Origin of the sequence: Demequina sediminis (genome assembly GCF_039545075.1) — a bacterium.
GTDB lineage: Bacteria > Actinomycetota > Actinomycetes > Actinomycetales > Demequinaceae > Demequina > Demequina sediminis.
Genome location: NZ_BAABRR010000007.1, coordinates 125,495 through 141,230 on the forward strand (window position 1 = coordinate 125,495; position 15,736 = coordinate 141,230).

Annotated in this window: 15 protein-coding genes; 13 read left to right on the plus strand and 2 right to left on the minus strand. The window is 70.3% G+C overall.

Annotated features, from left to right (window positions below; all coding sequences use genetic code 11):
• The gene (locus tag ABEA62_RS08035) at positions 1–699 is read right to left on the minus strand and encodes a TetR/AcrR family transcriptional regulator (RefSeq protein ID WP_345379519.1); all 699 of its coding nucleotides are present in this window, start codon (positions 697–699) and stop codon (positions 1–3) included.
• A 481-nt stretch (positions 700–1,180) separates the two neighbouring features.
• Here ABEA62_RS08035 and ABEA62_RS08040 point away from each other — a divergent pair, with 481 nt between their 5' ends.
• The 10 genes from ABEA62_RS08040 (at position 1,181) to ABEA62_RS08085 (ending at position 12,310) form a co-directional block, all read left to right on the plus strand.
• Entirely contained in the window at positions 1,181–3,049 is a 1,869-nt protein-coding gene (locus tag ABEA62_RS08040; RefSeq protein WP_286215387.1) for an acetolactate synthase large subunit, read from the plus strand.
• Between the two features lie 3 nt (positions 3,050–3,052).
• Entirely contained in the window at positions 3,053–3,574 is a 522-nt protein-coding gene (gene ilvN / locus ABEA62_RS08045; RefSeq protein WP_286215388.1) for an acetolactate synthase small subunit, read from the plus strand.
• 14 nt (positions 3,575–3,588) lie between these two features.
• On the plus strand, positions 3,589–4,698 hold the full coding sequence (ilvC, locus tag ABEA62_RS08050) for a ketol-acid reductoisomerase (RefSeq protein WP_345379522.1): 1,110 nt from the start codon (positions 3,589–3,591) through the stop codon (positions 4,696–4,698).
• On the plus strand, positions 4,695–5,747 hold the full coding sequence (locus ABEA62_RS08055) for a 3-isopropylmalate dehydrogenase (protein ID WP_286215390.1): 1,053 nt from the start codon (positions 4,695–4,697) through the stop codon (positions 5,745–5,747). The genes ilvC and ABEA62_RS08055 overlap by 4 nt, the downstream gene beginning before the upstream one ends.
• Before the next feature lie 113 nt (positions 5,748–5,860).
• Positions 5,861–6,970 (plus strand): branched-chain amino acid aminotransferase, encoded by a 1,110-nt coding sequence (locus tag ABEA62_RS08060; protein ID WP_286215391.1) that lies wholly within the window; start codon positions 5,861–5,863, stop codon positions 6,968–6,970.
• 80 nt (positions 6,971–7,050) lie between these two features.
• Positions 7,051–8,865 carry an AMP-dependent synthetase/ligase gene (locus ABEA62_RS08065; protein ID WP_345379526.1) on the plus strand — a complete coding sequence of 605 codons (1,815 nt, stop codon included), beginning with the start codon at positions 7,051–7,053 and terminating at the stop codon, positions 8,863–8,865.
• A 137-nt stretch (positions 8,866–9,002) separates the two neighbouring features.
• Positions 9,003–9,446, plus strand: a complete 444-nt coding sequence (locus ABEA62_RS08070; RefSeq protein ID WP_286215393.1) for a YbhB/YbcL family Raf kinase inhibitor-like protein — start codon at positions 9,003–9,005, stop codon at positions 9,444–9,446.
• 7 nt (positions 9,447–9,453) lie between these two features.
• On the plus strand, positions 9,454–10,404 hold the full coding sequence (locus ABEA62_RS08075) for an alpha/beta fold hydrolase (RefSeq protein ID WP_345379529.1): 951 nt from the start codon (positions 9,454–9,456) through the stop codon (positions 10,402–10,404).
• A 74-nt stretch (positions 10,405–10,478) separates the two neighbouring features.
• Positions 10,479–11,453 (plus strand): ATP-binding cassette domain-containing protein, encoded by a 975-nt coding sequence (locus tag ABEA62_RS08080; protein ID WP_286215395.1) that lies wholly within the window; start codon positions 10,479–10,481, stop codon positions 11,451–11,453.
• Entirely contained in the window at positions 11,450–12,310 is an 861-nt protein-coding gene (locus ABEA62_RS08085) for an ABC transporter permease (RefSeq protein WP_345379531.1), read from the plus strand. The genes ABEA62_RS08080 and ABEA62_RS08085 overlap by 4 nt, the downstream gene beginning before the upstream one ends.
• 27 nt (positions 12,311–12,337) lie before the next feature.
• Here the strand turns inward: ABEA62_RS08085 and ABEA62_RS08090 are convergent, their stop codons facing one another.
• Positions 12,338–12,952, minus strand: coding sequence for a DUF305 domain-containing protein (locus ABEA62_RS08090; protein WP_286215397.1), 615 nt, complete (start codon positions 12,950–12,952; stop codon positions 12,338–12,340).
• Between the two features lie 464 nt (positions 12,953–13,416).
• Here ABEA62_RS08090 and ABEA62_RS08095 point away from each other — a divergent pair, with 464 nt between their 5' ends.
• Genes ABEA62_RS08095 through ABEA62_RS08105 form a run of 3 tightly spaced genes read left to right on the plus strand, consistent with a single transcriptional unit; the run spans position 13,417 to position 15,720 of the window.
• Positions 13,417–14,262: a transporter substrate-binding domain-containing protein gene (locus ABEA62_RS08095; protein WP_286215398.1), complete on the plus strand. Its 846-nt coding sequence runs from the start codon at positions 13,417–13,419 to the stop codon at positions 14,260–14,262.
• A 5-nt stretch (positions 14,263–14,267) separates the two neighbouring features.
• Positions 14,268–14,927 carry an amino acid ABC transporter permease gene (locus tag ABEA62_RS08100; RefSeq protein WP_286216797.1) on the plus strand — a complete coding sequence of 220 codons (660 nt, stop codon included), beginning with the start codon at positions 14,268–14,270 and terminating at the stop codon, positions 14,925–14,927.
• Positions 14,914–15,720: an amino acid ABC transporter ATP-binding protein gene (locus tag ABEA62_RS08105; protein WP_286215399.1), complete on the plus strand. Its 807-nt coding sequence runs from the start codon at positions 14,914–14,916 to the stop codon at positions 15,718–15,720. The genes ABEA62_RS08100 and ABEA62_RS08105 overlap by 14 nt, the downstream gene beginning before the upstream one ends.
• The last annotated feature ends 16 nt before the right edge of the window (positions 15,721–15,736 follow it).

A 15,736-nucleotide genomic window follows, 5' to 3' on the forward strand; every position in this document is an offset into this window, starting at 1 on the left:
TCACTCTCCTTCGAGTGGTGGGTCCAGGCCGGGGTCGCTGGAGGGGGTGGGCGCCAGCCGGAGGGTCTGGCGCACGAGGTCGGCGAGCACGTCGTCGCCCACCTCGGGTCGCGTGCGCATCAGGCCCAGCAGGCCGTGAAGCAACATCGCGAACGTCTCCCGCACGTGGCGGATCTCGATGCGGTGGCGAGCCGCGTACGCGGGAATGGTCGTGGCCTCGAGGACCGCGAGGAGCGCATCGACGGAGGCGTCGACATAGCGGACGTACAGTCCGGCGTCGTCGACGCGCGGGACCGGGGGAGCGGACGATGCCCTGGCGGGGTCCGCTCCCGGCTCGACGTCGCGACCGGGCAGGTGGCGGTGGAACAGCGCGATGTAGTCGCGCACGGCGCCGTCGATGTCGCCGGGTGTGCGGGCCGCATCCCATGCGCGCAGGTCATCGGCGAAGTCGGAGACACATGCGTCGAGCACCATCTCGACCAGTTCGGGGGTGGATCCCGCGTAGTGGTACACCAGGCCTCGCGTGACGCCCACCGCGTCGGCGATGTGCTGGAACGTGGTCGCGTGGACTCCCTGCGTGGCGAACAGGCGGCGCGCTGCCGAGACGATCTCCTCGCGGCGCACCTGGGGCGCCTTGACGGTGCGCCCGGTGCGCCCTGCGCGCCCGGTGCGCCCTGCGCGGGAACGGCCCTGGTCCATGCGACCACCACTGCGCGCTATTGACAATCTGTCAATGCGGGGGACGGGCGGCTCGTTGTGCCGTGCCTTTCCGTGACGCCCGCCCCCGCCCGCGTCTCCGCCGCCCGTCCCGTCGGAGGTCACACATCTGGCGCCGGGTGCGCGCGGATTCCCGTCTGGAGCGCGAGGACCGGTCGTCAGATGTGTGACCTGCGCAAGGGCGGGCCGCGTGGCACCGGTGCCGACGCCCGCCTACTGCGTCTTAGAATGCAAGACGGTGAACCAAGATGTGAGATTGTGCGACCGCGGGGCGACACCGCCCCCACCCCGGGCGTAGAGTCTCACCATGCAGACGATCCTCGTACGAGTTATCGGGCGCGCGGACAGCCACCCCTAACCCACGCATCGTCCGCGCGCAGACCCCGAAGGCCACCTCGGCCCAGGGGTTTCTTCATGCGAGGCGGACGCGAGGCCCGCCTCCCACCCACCACCAGGAGAGAAGATGGCACAGGTCCAGGCCAAGCCGGGCGCACCAGCGTCCCGCTCCCGCCAGGCGTCGAGCACTCCCTCGCTCGCGCACCCCACGCCGCAGTCGAACCCGGATCCCGCGCTCAACGGCGTCGAGATGACGGGGGCACAGGCGATCATCCGCGCGCTGGAGAACGCCGGCGTCACGGACGTCTTCGGTCTTCCCGGCGGGGCGATCCTGCCCACGTACGACCCCCTGATGGACTCGACGCGGCTGCGCCACATCCTCGTGCGCCACGAGCAGGGCGCGGGCCACGCGGCACAGGGCTACGCGCACGCGACCGGCAAGGTCGGCGTGTGCATCGCGACCTCGGGGCCCGGCGCGACCAACCTCGTGACCCCGATCGCCGACGCGAACATGGACTCGATCCCCATGGTGGCCATCACCGGCCAGGTGGGTGCGGCAATGATCGGCACGGACGCCTTCCAGGAGGCGGACATCGTGGGCATCACGGCCCCCATCACCAAGCACAACGTGCTGGTGACCGATGCCGCTGACATCCCGCGCGCGATCGCGGAGGCCTTCTACATCGCGAGCCACGGCCGCCCCGGCCCGGTGCTCGTCGACATCGCCAAGTCCGCGCAGCAGGCCACCGCCGCGTTCCAGTGGCCCGGCCGCATCGAGCTGCCCGGCTTCAACGCGGGCGCCCGCCCGCACAGCAAGACGGTGCAGGAGGCCGCGCGCCTGCTCGCGACCGCCCGCCGGCCCGTGCTCTATGTGGGTGGCGGCGTGATCCGCTCCGGCGCGAGCGCAGGGCTGCGCAAGCTCACGGACCTCTCCGGTGCGGCGGTGGTCACGACGCTCATGGCCCGCGGCGCGCTGCCCGACAGCCACCCGCAGCACCTGGGCATGCCGGGCATGCACGGCACCGTGGCGGCCGTCGCGGCGCTGCAGAAGGCGGACCTGGTGGTCTCGCTCGGCGCGCGCTTCGATGACCGCGTCACCGGCGCCCTCGACAGCTTCGCGCCGCACGCGACCATCGTGCACGCGGACATCGACCCCGCCGAGATCGGCAAGAACCGTGCGGTGGACGTGCCGATCGTCGGCGACCTCAAGGAGGTCTTCGAGGCGCTGGTGCCCGCACTCGCGCAGGAGCATGAGCGCCACGGCAAGCCGGACCTCGAGGCCTGGTGGGCGCAGCTCGACGACTGGCGCTCGACGTACGCGCTGGGCTACACGCCCACGCACGACGGACTGTCGAGCCCGCAGCACGTGATCCAGCGCCTGGGTGAGCTCAACGACCCGGAGAGCACCATCTACACGTCCGGCGTGGGCCAGCACCAGATGTGGGCGAGCCAGTTCATCAAGTACGAGCGCCCCAACACCTGGATCAACTCGGGCGGCCTCGGCACCATGGGCTTCTCGGTCCCCGCCGCGATGGGCGCCCAGGTGGGCCAGCCCGACCAGACGGTGTGGGCGATCGACGGCGACGGCTGCTTCCAGATGACCAACCAGGAACTTGTCACGTGCGCGATCAATGAGATCCCCATCAAGGTCGCGATCATCAACAACTCGAGCCTGGGCATGGTGCGCCAGTGGCAGACCCTGTTCTACGAGGGCCGCTACTCGAACACGGACCTGCACACGGGTCACGGCACGCGCCGCGTCCCCGACTTCGTGAAGCTCGCCGAGGCGATGGGCTGCGTGGGCCTGCGCTGCGAGTCCGATGCCGACGTCGACGCGGTGATCAAGCGCGCCAACGAGATCGACGACCAGCCCGTGGTGGTGGACTTCACCGTGTCGCGCGACGCGATGGTGTGGCCCATGGTCGCGTCGGGCAAGAGCAATGACGAGATCCAGTACGCGCGTGGCATCGCCCCCGCGTGGGACCGGGAGGACTGACCCATGACGAAGCACACCCTGTCCGTGCTGGTCGAGAACAAGCCGGGCGTGCTCGCGCGCGTCGCGGGCCTGTTCTCGCGCCGCGCGTTCAACATTCACTCGCTCGCGGTGGGCCAGACGGAGCACCCGGAGATCTCTCGCATCACCGTCGTGGTCGACGTGGACGCCCTCCCGCTCGAGCAGGTCACCAAGCAGCTCAACAAGCTGGTGCACGTGCTCAAGATCGTCGAGCTCGAGCAGGACCGCTCGGTCCAGCGCGACCTGCTGCTGGTCAAGGTGCGCGCGGACTCGCGCCAGCGCACCGACGTCCTCCAGGTGGTCGACCTGTTCCGCGCCCACGTCGTCGACGTTGCTCCCGACTCGCTCGTCATCGAGGCGGTGGGCGCGCCCGAGAAGCTCGAGGCGCTGCTCGCTGCGCTCGCGCCCCACGACGTCCGCGAGATCGTCCAGTCCGGCACGGTCGCGATCGGCCGTGGCGGCCGCTCGATCACGGAGCGTGCGCTCGATCGGGTGGCCTCCGCCTGATGTCCTGAGGGACGATGCCCGGCCCGCCCGAGCATCGTCCCCTCACCCCCGTCTTCACTTACGTTCGACAATCAACTGAAGGAGATCCCAGCATGGCTGAGCTGTTCTACGAGAAGGACGCAGACCTCTCGATCATCCAGGGCAAGAAGGTCGCGGTCGTGGGCTACGGCTCGCAGGGCCACGCTCACGCGCAGAACCTGCGCGACTCGGGCGTCGAGGTGCGCGTCGCGCTCCGCGACGGCTCGAAGTCGGTCGCGAAGGCGGAGGAGGACGGCTTCACGGTCCTCAGCGTCGCCGACGCCACGCAGTGGGCCGACCTCATCATGATCCTCGCGCCGGACCAGCACCAGCGCGGCATCTACAACGACGAGATCAAGCCGCACCTCGCGCCGGGCAAGACCCTCGCGTTCGCGCACGGCTTCAACATCCGCTTCGGCTACATCGAGACCCCCGAGGGCGTCGACGTCATCCTCATCGCCCCCAAGGCACCCGGCCACACCGTGCGTCGCGAGTACGTCGCGGGCCGCGGCATCCCGGACATCATCGCCGTCGAGCACGACGAGTCGGGCTCGGCGTGGGCGACCGCGCTGTCCTACGCCTCGGCGATCGGTGGCACGCGCGCAGGCGTCATCAAGACCACGTTCACCGAGGAGACCGAGACGGACCTCTTCGGCGAGCAGGCCGTGCTCTGCGGTGGCACGTCGCACCTGGTGCAGTACGGCTTCGAGGTGCTGACCGAGGCCGGCTACCAGCCCGAGATCGCGTACTTCGAGGTCCTGCACGAGCTCAAGCTGATCGTGGACCTCATGTGGGAGGGCGGCATCGCCAAGCAGCGCTGGTCGATCTCCGACACCGCCGAGTACGGCGACTACGTCTCCGGCCCCCGCATCATCACCCCGGAGGTCAAGGAGAACATGAAGGCCGTGCTCGCCGACATCCAGTCCGGCGCGTTTGCCAAGCGCTTCATCGACGACCAGGACAACGGCGCCGTCGAGTTCAAGGAGCTGCGCGCCAAGGAGGAGTCGCACCCCATCGAGACCACCGGCAAGGAGCTCCGCGCCCTGTTCTCGTGGTCCGGCGCCGCGCAGGACAAGGACTACGTGGACGGCTCGGCGGCCCGATGACCGAGACCACCTACCGCCTCGCGGTGGTCGCGGGCGACGGGATCGGCCCGGAGGTTGTCGCGGAGGGGCTCAAGTGCCTCGCCGCCGCGACCGAGGGCACCGGAATCGTGTTCGAGACCACCGAGTTCGACCTGGGTGCCAAGCGCTGGCACGCGACGGGGGAGACCCTGACGGACGCCGACCTCGAGGCGATCAAGGGCCACGACGTCATCCTGCTGGGCGCGATCGGCGACCCCACGGTGCCGTCGGGCGTGCTTGAGCGCGGGCTGCTGCTCAAGTTGCGCTTCGCGCTCGACCAGTACGTCAACCTGCGTCCGTCGCGCCTGTACCCCGGGGAGGTGTCGCCGCTGCGTGAGCCGGGCGAGATCGACTTCGTGGTGGTGCGCGAGGGCACCGAGGGTCCGTACGTGGGCAACGGCGGCGCGCTGCGCGTCGACACCCCCCACGAGATCGCGACCGAGGTCTCCGTCAACACCCGTCACGGCGTCGAGCGCGTGGTCCGCTACGCGTTCTCCGTCGCGGCGGGTCGCGACCGCAAGCACGTGACCCTGGTGCACAAGCACAACGTGCTCGTGCACGCGGGTCACCTGTGGCGCCGCACGGTCGAGGCGGTCGCGCCGGAGTTCCCCGACGTCACGTGGGACTACCTGCACATCGACGCCGCGACGATCGTCATGACCACGGACCCCTCGCGCTTCGACGTGATCGTCACGGACAACCTGTTCGGCGACATCCTCACGGACCAGGCGGCCGCGGTCTCCGGCGGCATCGGGCTCGCGGCCTCGGGCAACGTCAACCCCGACAAGACCGGACCGTCGATGTTCGAGCCGGTCCACGGCTCGGCCCCCGACATCGCCGGTCAGCAGAAGGCGGACCCGTCCGCCACCGTGCTGTCGGTCGCGATGATGCTGGACTTCCTGGGCCACGGCGAGCTCGCGGCCAAGGTCGAGGCGGCGGTCGCGGCCGATGCCGCGGCCAAGGCCGAGTCCGGGCTGGTTCGCTCGACGGCCGAGGTCGGCGACGCCCTCGCCGCCCGCATCCGCGCCTAGGACCCATCCCCTCTAGGACGCCCTGTGAGGTGCTGAGTGCGCGAATCCGCCGATTCTGAGCACTCAGCACCTCGCAGGACTCACCCCATGCCAAGACCAAGGAAGGCCCAGAAGTGACTGACACCATCGCATCGTCCACCGGCGAGGCCTTCCGCGTCGTCCGCAATCCCCACGCGGCCACGGACGCCGAGCGCGCGGAGAAGCTACGCGACCTCGCCTTCGGGCTGCAGTTCACCGACCACATGGCGCGCGTGACGTGGACCGCCGACGAGGGCTGGCACGACCGCCGCATCGAGCCCTACGGCCCCATTCCGATGGACCCCGCCGCCTCCGTGCTGCACTACGCGCAGGAGGTCTTCGAGGGCCTGAAGGCGTACCGGTGGGCCGACGGCAGCATCCGGCTGTTCCGTCCGCACGCGAACGCCGAGCGCCTCCAGCGCTCCGCATGGCGCATGGCGCTGCCGGAGCTGAGCGTCGACGACTTCATGGCCTCGATCCGCGCGCTCGTCGAGCTCGAGCACGCGTGGGTGCCCGACGCCCCCGAGACGTCGCTCTACCTGCGCCCCTTCCTCATCGGCACCGACGTGTTCCTCGGACTGCGCGCGCCCAAGCGCGTCGACTACCTGCTCATCGCATCCCCCTCGGGGCCGTACTTCCCCGGCGGCATCAAGCCCGTGTCGATCTGGGTCGAGCGCGACTATCACCGCGCGGGCCCGGGTGGCACCGGCGCGGCCAAGTGCGGCGGCAACTACGCCGCGTCGCTGCGCCCGCAGATGGCCGCGTACGAGCGCGGCTTCGACCAGGTGCTGTACCTCGACGCCGCGACGGGATCCGTGCTCGAGGAGCTGGGCGGCATGAACGTGTTCGCCGTCCGCGCGGACGGCACGGTGCTCACCCCGATCATCAACGGCAACATCCTCGAGGGAGTGACCCGTTCGAGCGTCATCAGGCTGCTCGAGGACCAGGACCTCAAGGTGGTCGAGCGAGACATCACGCTCGCGGAGCTGCGTCAGGGGATCGAGGACGGCGAGATCACCGAGGTGTTCGCGTGCGGCACCGCGGCGATCGTCACCCCGGTCGGGCGCATGGCCTCGACAGACTTCGACGTGACGGTCGGCGACGGCCAGCCGGGCCCCGTGACGGCCGCGGTGCGCGAGCGCCTCACCGCGATCCAGTACGGCCGCGCCGAGGATCCCTACGGCTGGATGCACCGGGTTCTCTGACGCGTCGACGGCCCGGCCTGGCCCGGCGCGTCGCACGCCTACGCATGCGTAACCTACGGGCGCGTAGGTTAAGATTGAGCATGACCCAGAACCACATGGCAGCACCGGGGCTCGCCAGCATCGACCCCGCGATGAACCTCACCGCGATGCTCGACTCTCGCGTCGCGGCGAACCCCAGCGGTCCCTTCGCCGAGGTGAAGGACGATGCCGGGGCATGGGTCCCCGTGTCGCTCGCCGAGTTCAGGGATCGGGTGCGCGCCGTGGCGAAGGGCCTCATCGCGTCCGGCGTGGCCGCGGGCGACCGTGTGGGCATCATGGGCGACACCCGCATCGAGTGGTCCGTGATGGACTTCGCGGTGCTCGCCGCCGGGGGCATCGTCGTGCCCATCTACCCGTCGTCGTCGGCGAAGCAGTGCGCGTGGATCGTCGAGGACGCGGGGCTGTCCCTGGTCGCGGCGGAGACCGAGGACCTGCGCGCCATGCTCGCGGGCCTCGACAAGGCTCCCCGGGTGGTCGCGCTCACCGCCGAAGGCCTCGACGCGCTCGCCGCCTCCGGTGACGGCGTCTCCGACGCCGACCTCGACGCCCGCACCGCGGACGTGGTGCTCACCGACCTCGCGACCATCATCTACACCTCGGGCACCACGGGCCGGCCCAAGGGCGCGATGCTCACCCACCGCAACCTGGTCGAGCACGCGAAGAACGTCGAGCTCGACTCCGAGTTCGGCGCGTTCGTGCAGGGCGACACGAGGGTGCTGCTCTTCCTTCCCCTCGCGCATGTCTTCGCGCGCTACGCGATGGTGCTCGCGCTGTCCTCGGGCGCCGTGATTGGCTACACCCCGAACCATAAGACGCTCGCCGCCGACCTCGCGAGCTTCCGGCCCACGTGGATGCCGCTGGTCCCGCGCGTGCTCGAGACGATCTACAACCGCGCGGACGCCGCCCAGACCGGCCTCAAGAAGCGGATCTTCCGCTGGTCGGCCAAGGTCGCGCGCGAGTCTTCGATGGCGCTCGAGACCGGCGGACCGTCGCTCGGGCTGAAGGTGCGCTTCCGGATTGCCGACGCGCTGGTGCTCAAGAAGATCCGCGCGCTCATGGGTGGGCAGCTGGGCTACGTGCTCGCGGGCGGAGCCAAGCTCAACGCGAGCATCGGCCACTTCTTCCGCGGACTGGGCGTCACCGTGATGCAGGGCTACGGACTCACGGAGACCACCGCAGCGCACATGGGAACCCCCAGCACCGGCCAGGTCATGGGCACCGTCGGCCACCCGCTCGCGGGCTGCGAGGTGAAGCTCGACGAGGACGGCGAGATCCTGGTCAGGGGCGTCAACCTGTTCTCGGGCTACTGGAACGCACCCGAGGAGACCGCTCAGGTGATGCGCGGCGACTGGTTCGCGACGGGCGACCTGGGAGAGATCCACGACGGCAACCTCACCATCACGGGTCGCAAGAAGGAGATCCTGGTGCTGTCCTCGGGCAAGAACATCCAGCCCGCGATCCTCGAGGACTCGATCCGCTCGCACCCCGCGATTCAGGACTCCGTGGTGATCGGCGACGGCCGCCACTTCGTGTCCGCCGTCGTGACGCTCGACCCGGTGCTGTTGCCCAGCTGGCTCGCCGCTCACGACCTGCCCGAGATGGACGTCGCGACCGCCTCGACACACGAGCGCGTGCGCGAGCTCATCAGCCGCGCGATCGCCACGGCCAACGATCACGTCTCGCGCGCCGAGGCCATCCGCGAGTTCCGCATCCTTCCCCGCGAGTTCACCGAGGCCCGCGAGGAGATCACGGCCTCGCTCAAGATTCGCCGGGCCGTGGTCATGGAGAACTTCAAGGACCTCATCGAGTCGATCTACTCGCAGCAGAAGTCCTCGCCCCCCGGCGGCCACGCCTAACCCCACCCGCGCCCCACCGAGCCCCGCCCCCGGCCACCGTTCGGGACACTCAGTACTCCTCCGTCGCGAGTCTCGCGGGCTGCGGGACACTGAGTACTCCCCGCGCGCGGCGACCCCGCCTGCGTCATGCTGAACTCATGCCCGCCTCCGACTTCACGCTGACCAGCCCCGACATCCCCGACGGCACCCGCATCCCGGACACCTTCGCGGGGCAGGACGGCGCGCTCGCGCCCCGCATGAGCGTCGAGGGGGTGCCCGAGGGGTCCGTCGAGCTCGCGCTCGTGTGCCACGACCCCGACGCCCCGCTCCCGCACGGCTTCACCCACTGGACGCTGTACGGACTGCCGCCCATCGAGGGCGAGATCGCGGTCGCGCTGGGAAGGTCCGGGCCCCAGGACGACTCCGGCGTCGGCTACGTGGGCGCCTTCCCTCCGCCCGGCCACGGCGTGCATCGCTACTACTTCTGGGTCTACGCGCTCTCCCGCCCGGTCGAGGGCGAGCCCACCCGCGCGGAGTTCCTCGCGCGCTACGCGGATGCCGTGATCGGGCAGGCGCGCACCGTGGGCACCTTCTCGCGATAGGCCCGGGATGAGGGACGATGCCCGCTACAGGGCCGCGGAGGCGGCCGTCTGGGAGCGGCATGAACTCCCGAGTCCGACCGAGCACTGGGTCGACCACCCCCGCGGGCGCATCCGGGTGCTCGCGCGCGGGGAGGGCCGCCCGGTGCTGTTCATCCACGGTAGTCCCACCGCGGGAGCCTCGCTCGTGCCGCTCGCGGGAGCGCTCGCGAGCGGTCCGCTGTCCGGGCTGCGGGTGCTGGTGGTCGACCGCCCCGGCTGCGGGCTCAGCGACCCCCTCGACCCGCCGCCGGCCACCTCGGGGGAGCTCTTCGACGCCACCACCGCGGCCCTCGCCGCGGTCATCGAGGCCCACTCCGCCGGCCCCGCGGATGTCGTCGGCAGCTCCGCCGGGGGAGCGGCGGCCCTGACGCTCGCGGCACGTCGCCCCGAGCTCGTGCGCACGCTCGTCCTCGAAGGCGCGCCGCTCCTCGCCGGCGCCCGGCTGCCCGCCCCACTGCGGGCATCGTCCCTGCGACCGGTGGCACGCGCGGTCACTCGCCGCCGCGTGACGGAGGCCGATCTCCGCCGCTCCTTTCGCGCCATGGGCCACGCGCGGCTGCTCTCGCGCGGCGGGCTCGCCGGGCCGGATCTCGCGTGGCGCGTCGCCGTCGCGCGCCACACGGACACGTATGCGCACGAGCTCGCGCTCATCCGCCTCGCCGCGTCCTGGCGCGGTCTGCGGGCGGGCTGGGCGCCGGGTCGCGAGACGCTCGAGGAAGTGCGTGCGCCCTCGCTGTGGCTCGTGGGCGACCGCGATCCGTTCTCCTCTCCCGCGAGGGTGCGCGCGTGGGCGGCGCACGCACCCGGCTCGACCGTGCGCATCCTCCCTGGTCAGGGCCATCAGCCCTGGATGGACGATGCCGTGGGTCACGCGCGCGCGATCGTGCGGTGGTGGAGAGGCCCGAGGATGCGGCCGTGACCCTTCACGTTGTCGGACCTCGGGCGTAGCCTGACGGAGGCGCTACGTCCCCGGTGGCGCCGGGGGGAGTATTCATGACGGACCTGGCAATCGAGACCGAGGGTCTCGCGAAGATCTACGGCAAGCAGCGGGCGGTCGACGGGATCGATCTCGCGATCGCTCGCGGAGGTGTGCACGGCTTTCTGGGGCCCAACGGCGCAGGCAAAACCACGGCGATTCGCATGCTCGCCACGCTCATCCGGCCGGACGAGGGTCGCGCTCGCGTGTTGGGCTACGACGTCGAGAGGCAGGCCGATGAGGTGCGCTCGCGTGTGAGCCTCACGGGGCAGTTCGCGTCGGTTGACGAGGACCTCACGGGCAAGGAGAACCTGCGGCTCATCGCGCGCCTGTACGGGTATCGCGGCGCGGCGGGCGCGGGCCGCGCGGATCAGTTGCTCGAGGCGTTCGGGTTGGCCGATGCTGCGGACCGGCAGGTCAAGAAGTACAGCGGAGGCATGCGCAGGCGCATCGACATTGCTGCGTCGCTGGTGGTGAGTCCCGAGTTGCTGTTCCTCGACGAGCCCACCACGGGACTCGACCCGCGTGCGCGCAATGAGGTGTGGGACATCATTCGTGCGCTGGTCGCGCACGGCACCACCGTGATGCTCACCACGCAGTACCTCGACGAGGCCGACCAACTCGCGGACCGCATCTCCGTGATCGACCAGGGGCGGATCATCGCGGAGGGCACCTCGAGCGAACTCAAGGCCTCCGTGGGGTCCGGCACCCTGCACGTGCGCGTCATGCACCGCGATGAGCGCGACGCGGCGCGCGCGATCCTGGTGCGCGAGCTCGGGGTCGACTTCGACACCACGCACGATCCGCAGGCGCTCGTGGCCGGGCTCGAGGACCGTTCGGGCGTGACGCGCGCGCTCACCGCACTCGAGGACGCGCGCATCGGGCTCGCACAGTTCTCGCTCGGGCAGCCCACTCTCGACGAGGTCTTCCTCGCGCTGACGGGCCATCATGCCGAGTCGGACGACACACCCGCAGAGGAGGAGGCGGCATGAGCACTCAGACCGCTTCGCAGACCGCGCCTCAGGGGGAGGCGCCCGCTCCCAAGGTCGAGGCCATCGCCTCGGCTCTCACGGGGGCGACTCGCCCGGCGCGACCCTCCGCCGTGTCGACCTCCGTCACCTTCGGGTGGCGCGCACTGCTCAAGATCAAGCACGTGCCCGAGCAGCTCTTCGACGTCACGGTGTTCCCGATCATCATGACGCTCCTTTTCACGTACCTGTTCGGTGGCGCGATCGCGGGCTCGGTCGAGGAGTACATCGCCTACATCGCACCGGGCGTCCTGGTCCAGTCGGTGCTGTTCATCACGATGTACACGGGCACGACGCTGCGCACCGACATCGACAAGGGCGTCTTCGACCGCTTCCGGTCGCTGCCCATCTGGAGGCCGTCCGCGCTGGTCGGAATGCTGTTGGGAGACGCCGTGCGGTTCACCGTCGCGTCGATCGTCACCGCGATCGTGTGTCTCGCGATCGGATGGCGTCCCGCCGGCGGTGTCGCTGGCGTGGTCGCGGGCGTCGCCTTGCTGCTCGTGTTCGCGTTCTCGCTCGGGTGGATCTGGACCTTCCTCTCGATGCTGCTGCGCACCCCGGGCTCGATCATGGGCGTCGCGAGTTTTGTGCTCATGCCGCTGCTGTTCGGATCGAACATCTTCGTGGACCCCTCCACGATGCCCGGCTGGCTGCAGGCGTGGGTCAACGTCAACCCCGTGTCCGACCTGGTCACCGCGGTGCGCGGCTTCATGAACGGCACCGAGGTAGGCGCGGAGCTCGTCACCACGCTCGTGTGGGCGGCGGGACTCGTGGCCGTGTTCGGCTCGCTCACGATGTGGAAGTACCGCGACCCGCGGTAGGTCCGGGCGGGCGGTCCGGCGCCGCGGCTACAGGGCGGATTCGGCGAGGAGCTCCTCCATCTCCGCGATCTCGGACTGCTGGGCGGCGATGATGTCGCGAGCGAGTTCGATCGCGCCGGTGTTCTCGCCCTCGGCCACCTGAATGGTCGACATCTCGACCGCGCCGCGATGGTGGTCGATCATGAGCTCGAGGAAGAGCCGATCAAAGGCCTCGCCGTCAAGTGCGTCGAGCGCCGCCATGGCCTCGCCCTGATCCATGCCGTTCATGTCCATGCCTGCGTGATCCATCGCGCCGTGCTCGGCGGCGTCCGGCAGGTCCTCGCCCCATGCCGCAAGCCACGACTCCATGGTCGCGATCTCGGGTCCCTGGGCGGCGCTGATCCGTTGACCGAGCGTGCGAACCTGCTCGGTCGCCGCACGTGTGACCACCAGGTCGGCCATTTCGACCGCGCCTTCGTGGTGCACGATCATCATCTGAGCGAACTCGGTGTCGGCGGCGTTATGGGTGGTGGCCGCTGGCGCCGATGCCGTGATCGTCACGCGAGGTGTGCCAGGCTCGGCGGAGGAGGCGCAGCCCGCGAGCGTGAGCGCCAGCGCGGTGGCACCGGAGACCAGGACGGTGATGCGAGCCGTGCGTGCCATGGATCTCTCCTTGTCGTGCGGTGCCTCGGGCGCCGCCGGGTCGGGGTTGTCGCGCCCGAGGGCGGACTCGTGCAGGGGTCTTCATCCTCACATCGGACAGTCAACCTGCCGTCGCCAGACCATGAAGGTTTGATGAAGATCGCCGGCGCGTGACGGGTCGCGGGATCCGTGGGCTAACCTCATCCCCATGCACGCCACCCCCATGATGCTCATGCCCGCGCCCCATGGCCGCCGCATGTCGTCGTGTTGTGGGGCGCCCTCGCACCGCTGTTGATCGAGCCCTCCGCGCTCTAGCGGACCCCTCGACAGCCAGGCGGTATCGCCCGCCACCTCGCCGCGGCATCGTGCCCACGCACATGCTGGCGTCCCCCGGTACTCCCCACCCGCCACCCGGCATCCGCCGCGCGCCGCGCGGCCCTCGCACGGTCGCCTCCCCCGGCCGTACCCTCACGAAAGGCTCACCCATGAAGCGCCGATTTGTCCTTACCGCCACCGTCCTCGGATCGTCCGCCCTGCTCGCCGCGTGCTCTACCGGTGCCGGCGACCCGGTCGCGACCGCATCGCCCACCGCGACCGCGTCCGCCTCGACCGACGACTCGCTCGCGAACGTCCTCGAGGCCGGCGAGCTCGTGGTCGGCACCGAGGGCACGTACCGCCCGTTCAGCTACCACGAGGACGGCTCGGGCGACCTCACCGGCTATGACGTCGAGGTGATTCGCGCGGTCGCCGAGGAGCTGGGCGTCGAGGTTCGTTTCGAGGAGACCCAGTGGGACGCGATCTTCGCCGGTCTCGAGGCGGGTCGCTTCGACGTGATCGCCAACCAGGTCTCCATCACCCCGGACCGCGAGGAGAGCTACACGTTCTCCTCCCCGTACACGTACTCGCCGGGCGTGATCGTGGTCGCCGAGTCCACTACCGACATCGCCTCCTTCGCGGACCTCGAGGGCCGGACCACGGCCCAGTCGCTCACGTCGAACTGGTACGTGCTCGCCGAGCAGTCCGGCGCAGTCATCGAGGCGGTCGAGGGCTGGGCCCAGGCCGCCACGCTGGTGGAACAGGGCCGCGTCGACGCCACCATCAACGATCGCCTCACGTTCCTCGACTACCAGGTGCAGACCGGCGCGACCGGCCTGGTGGTCGCGGCGCAGACCGACGACGTGTCGCGGAGCGCCTTCGCGTTCGCGCAGGGTAGCGACGCGCTCGCCGCGGCGGTGGACGATGCCCTGGCCACCCTGGCTGCCGACGGCACCCTCGCGGACATCTCGACCGAGTTCTTCGGCGAGGACGTGTCGGTGGCACCCGCCTCGTGACCGGCATCGACTGGGATCTGGTCCTCGGATCGCTCGGCCCTCTCCTGAGCGGGGCGATCCGAGGCACCATCCCGCTCGCGCTGGTGTCGTTCGCCGCGGGCATGGTGCTCGCGGTGGCGGTCGCGCTCATGCGGCTGTATGGCAACCGCGCCGTGGCCGCGGTCGCGGGGCTCTATGTGTCCGTGATCCGTGGCACGCCGCTGCTGGTCCAGCTGTTCGTGGTGTTCTATGGGTTGCCGTCGCTCGGACTCACAATCGACCCGTGGCCCAGCGCGATCATCGCGTTCTCGCTCAACGTGGGCGGCTACGCGGCCGAGGTGGTGCGAGCCGCCATCCTCTCCGTCCCCAAGGGCCAGTGGGAGGCGGCCTACATGATCGGCATGTCGAGGCCCACGTCGCTGCGGCGGGTCATCCTTCCCCAGGCGTCGCGGGTGGCGGTGCCGCCGCTGTCGAACACCTTCATCTCCCTGGTGAAGGACACCTCGCTGGCGTCGCTCATCCTCGTCACGGAGCTGTTCCGTGAGGCGCAACAGATCGCGGCCTTCAGCCAGGAGTTCATGGTGCTCTACGTCGAGGCGGCGCTCGTGTACTGGGTGATCTGCCTGGCCCTGGCCGGAGGCCAGGGCTCACTCGAGAAGCGATTGGATCGATATGTCGCCCACTGATACCCCGCCGGGTGCCACCCCGGACCCCACCGGCGCGCGGGCATCGTCCCTACTCACCGCGGCAGGCGTGTCCAAGAGCTTCGGGGACGTCGAGGTGCTGCGCTCGGTCGACGTGAGCGTCGCCCGCGGCGAGGTGCTCGCCGTGATCGGGGCCTCCGGGTCCGGTAAGACCACGCTGTTGCGGTGCCTCAATGGTCTCGAGGTGCCCGACTCGGGCCGCGTGAGCATCGGGCACACTTCGGTCGACTTCGCGACCCGACCACCCGCGCGGGAGCTGCGCGCGTTGCGCGACCGTTCGGCCATGGTGTTCCAGCACTACCACCTGTTCCCGCACCGCACCGTGCTCGAGAACATCGTCGAGGGACCCGTGGTGGTGCAGCGGCGCCCGCGCGCCGAGGTCAACGCGGAGGCGCTGGCGCTGCTCGACAGGGTGGGACTCGCGGATCGCGCGGGGGCATACCCGCATGAGCTCTCCGGCGGGCAGCAGCAGCGCGTCGGGATTCTCCGCGCGCTCGCGCTACGGCCCGACGTGCTGCTGTTCGACGAACCCACCTCCGCTCTCGACCCCGAGCTCGTGGGAGACGTCCTCGGGTTGATGCGGGACCTGGCCGCGGAGGGCTGGACCATGGTGGTGGTCACGCACGAACTGCAGTTCGCGCGCGAGGTCGCACACCGGGTGGCTTTTGTCGACGGGGGTCGGGTGCTCGAGGAGGGCCCTCCCGACCAGGTGCTACGCCACCCCCAACACGACCGCACGCGCCAGTTCGTCCGCAGGCTCCTGCACCCGCTGTAGCGACGCAATCTTCACG

What these genes read in the sequence shown, in the direction of transcription:
- ABEA62_RS08035 (WP_345379519.1), bottom strand. Translation starts at nt 699, where the DNA reads ATGGACCAGGGCCGTTCCCGCGCAGGGCGCACCGGGCGCGCAGGGCGC.
- ABEA62_RS08040 (WP_286215387.1), top strand. Translation starts at nt 1,181, where the DNA reads ATGGCACAGGTCCAGGCCAAGCCGGGCGCACCAGCGTCCCGCTCCCGC.
- ilvN (WP_286215388.1), top strand. Translation starts at nt 3,053, where the DNA reads ATGACGAAGCACACCCTGTCCGTGCTGGTCGAGAACAAGCCGGGCGTG.
- ilvC (WP_345379522.1), top strand. Translation starts at nt 3,589, where the DNA reads ATGCCCGGCCCGCCCGAGCATCGTCCCCTCACCCCCGTCTTCACTTAC.
- ABEA62_RS08055 (WP_286215390.1), top strand. Translation starts at nt 4,695, where the DNA reads ATGACCGAGACCACCTACCGCCTCGCGGTGGTCGCGGGCGACGGGATC.
- ABEA62_RS08065 (WP_345379526.1), top strand. Translation starts at nt 7,051, where the DNA reads ATGACCCAGAACCACATGGCAGCACCGGGGCTCGCCAGCATCGACCCC.
- ABEA62_RS08070 (WP_286215393.1), top strand. Translation starts at nt 9,003, where the DNA reads ATGCCCGCCTCCGACTTCACGCTGACCAGCCCCGACATCCCCGACGGC.
- ABEA62_RS08075 (WP_345379529.1), top strand. Translation starts at nt 9,454, where the DNA reads ATGAGGGACGATGCCCGCTACAGGGCCGCGGAGGCGGCCGTCTGGGAG.
- ABEA62_RS08080 (WP_286215395.1), top strand. Translation starts at nt 10,479, where the DNA reads ATGACGGACCTGGCAATCGAGACCGAGGGTCTCGCGAAGATCTACGGC.
- ABEA62_RS08085 (WP_345379531.1), top strand. Translation starts at nt 11,450, where the DNA reads ATGAGCACTCAGACCGCTTCGCAGACCGCGCCTCAGGGGGAGGCGCCC.
- ABEA62_RS08090 (WP_286215397.1), bottom strand. Translation starts at nt 12,952, where the DNA reads ATGGCACGCACGGCTCGCATCACCGTCCTGGTCTCCGGTGCCACCGCG.
- ABEA62_RS08095 (WP_286215398.1), top strand. Translation starts at nt 13,417, where the DNA reads ATGAAGCGCCGATTTGTCCTTACCGCCACCGTCCTCGGATCGTCCGCC.
- ABEA62_RS08105 (WP_286215399.1), top strand. Translation starts at nt 14,914, where the DNA reads ATGTCGCCCACTGATACCCCGCCGGGTGCCACCCCGGACCCCACCGGC.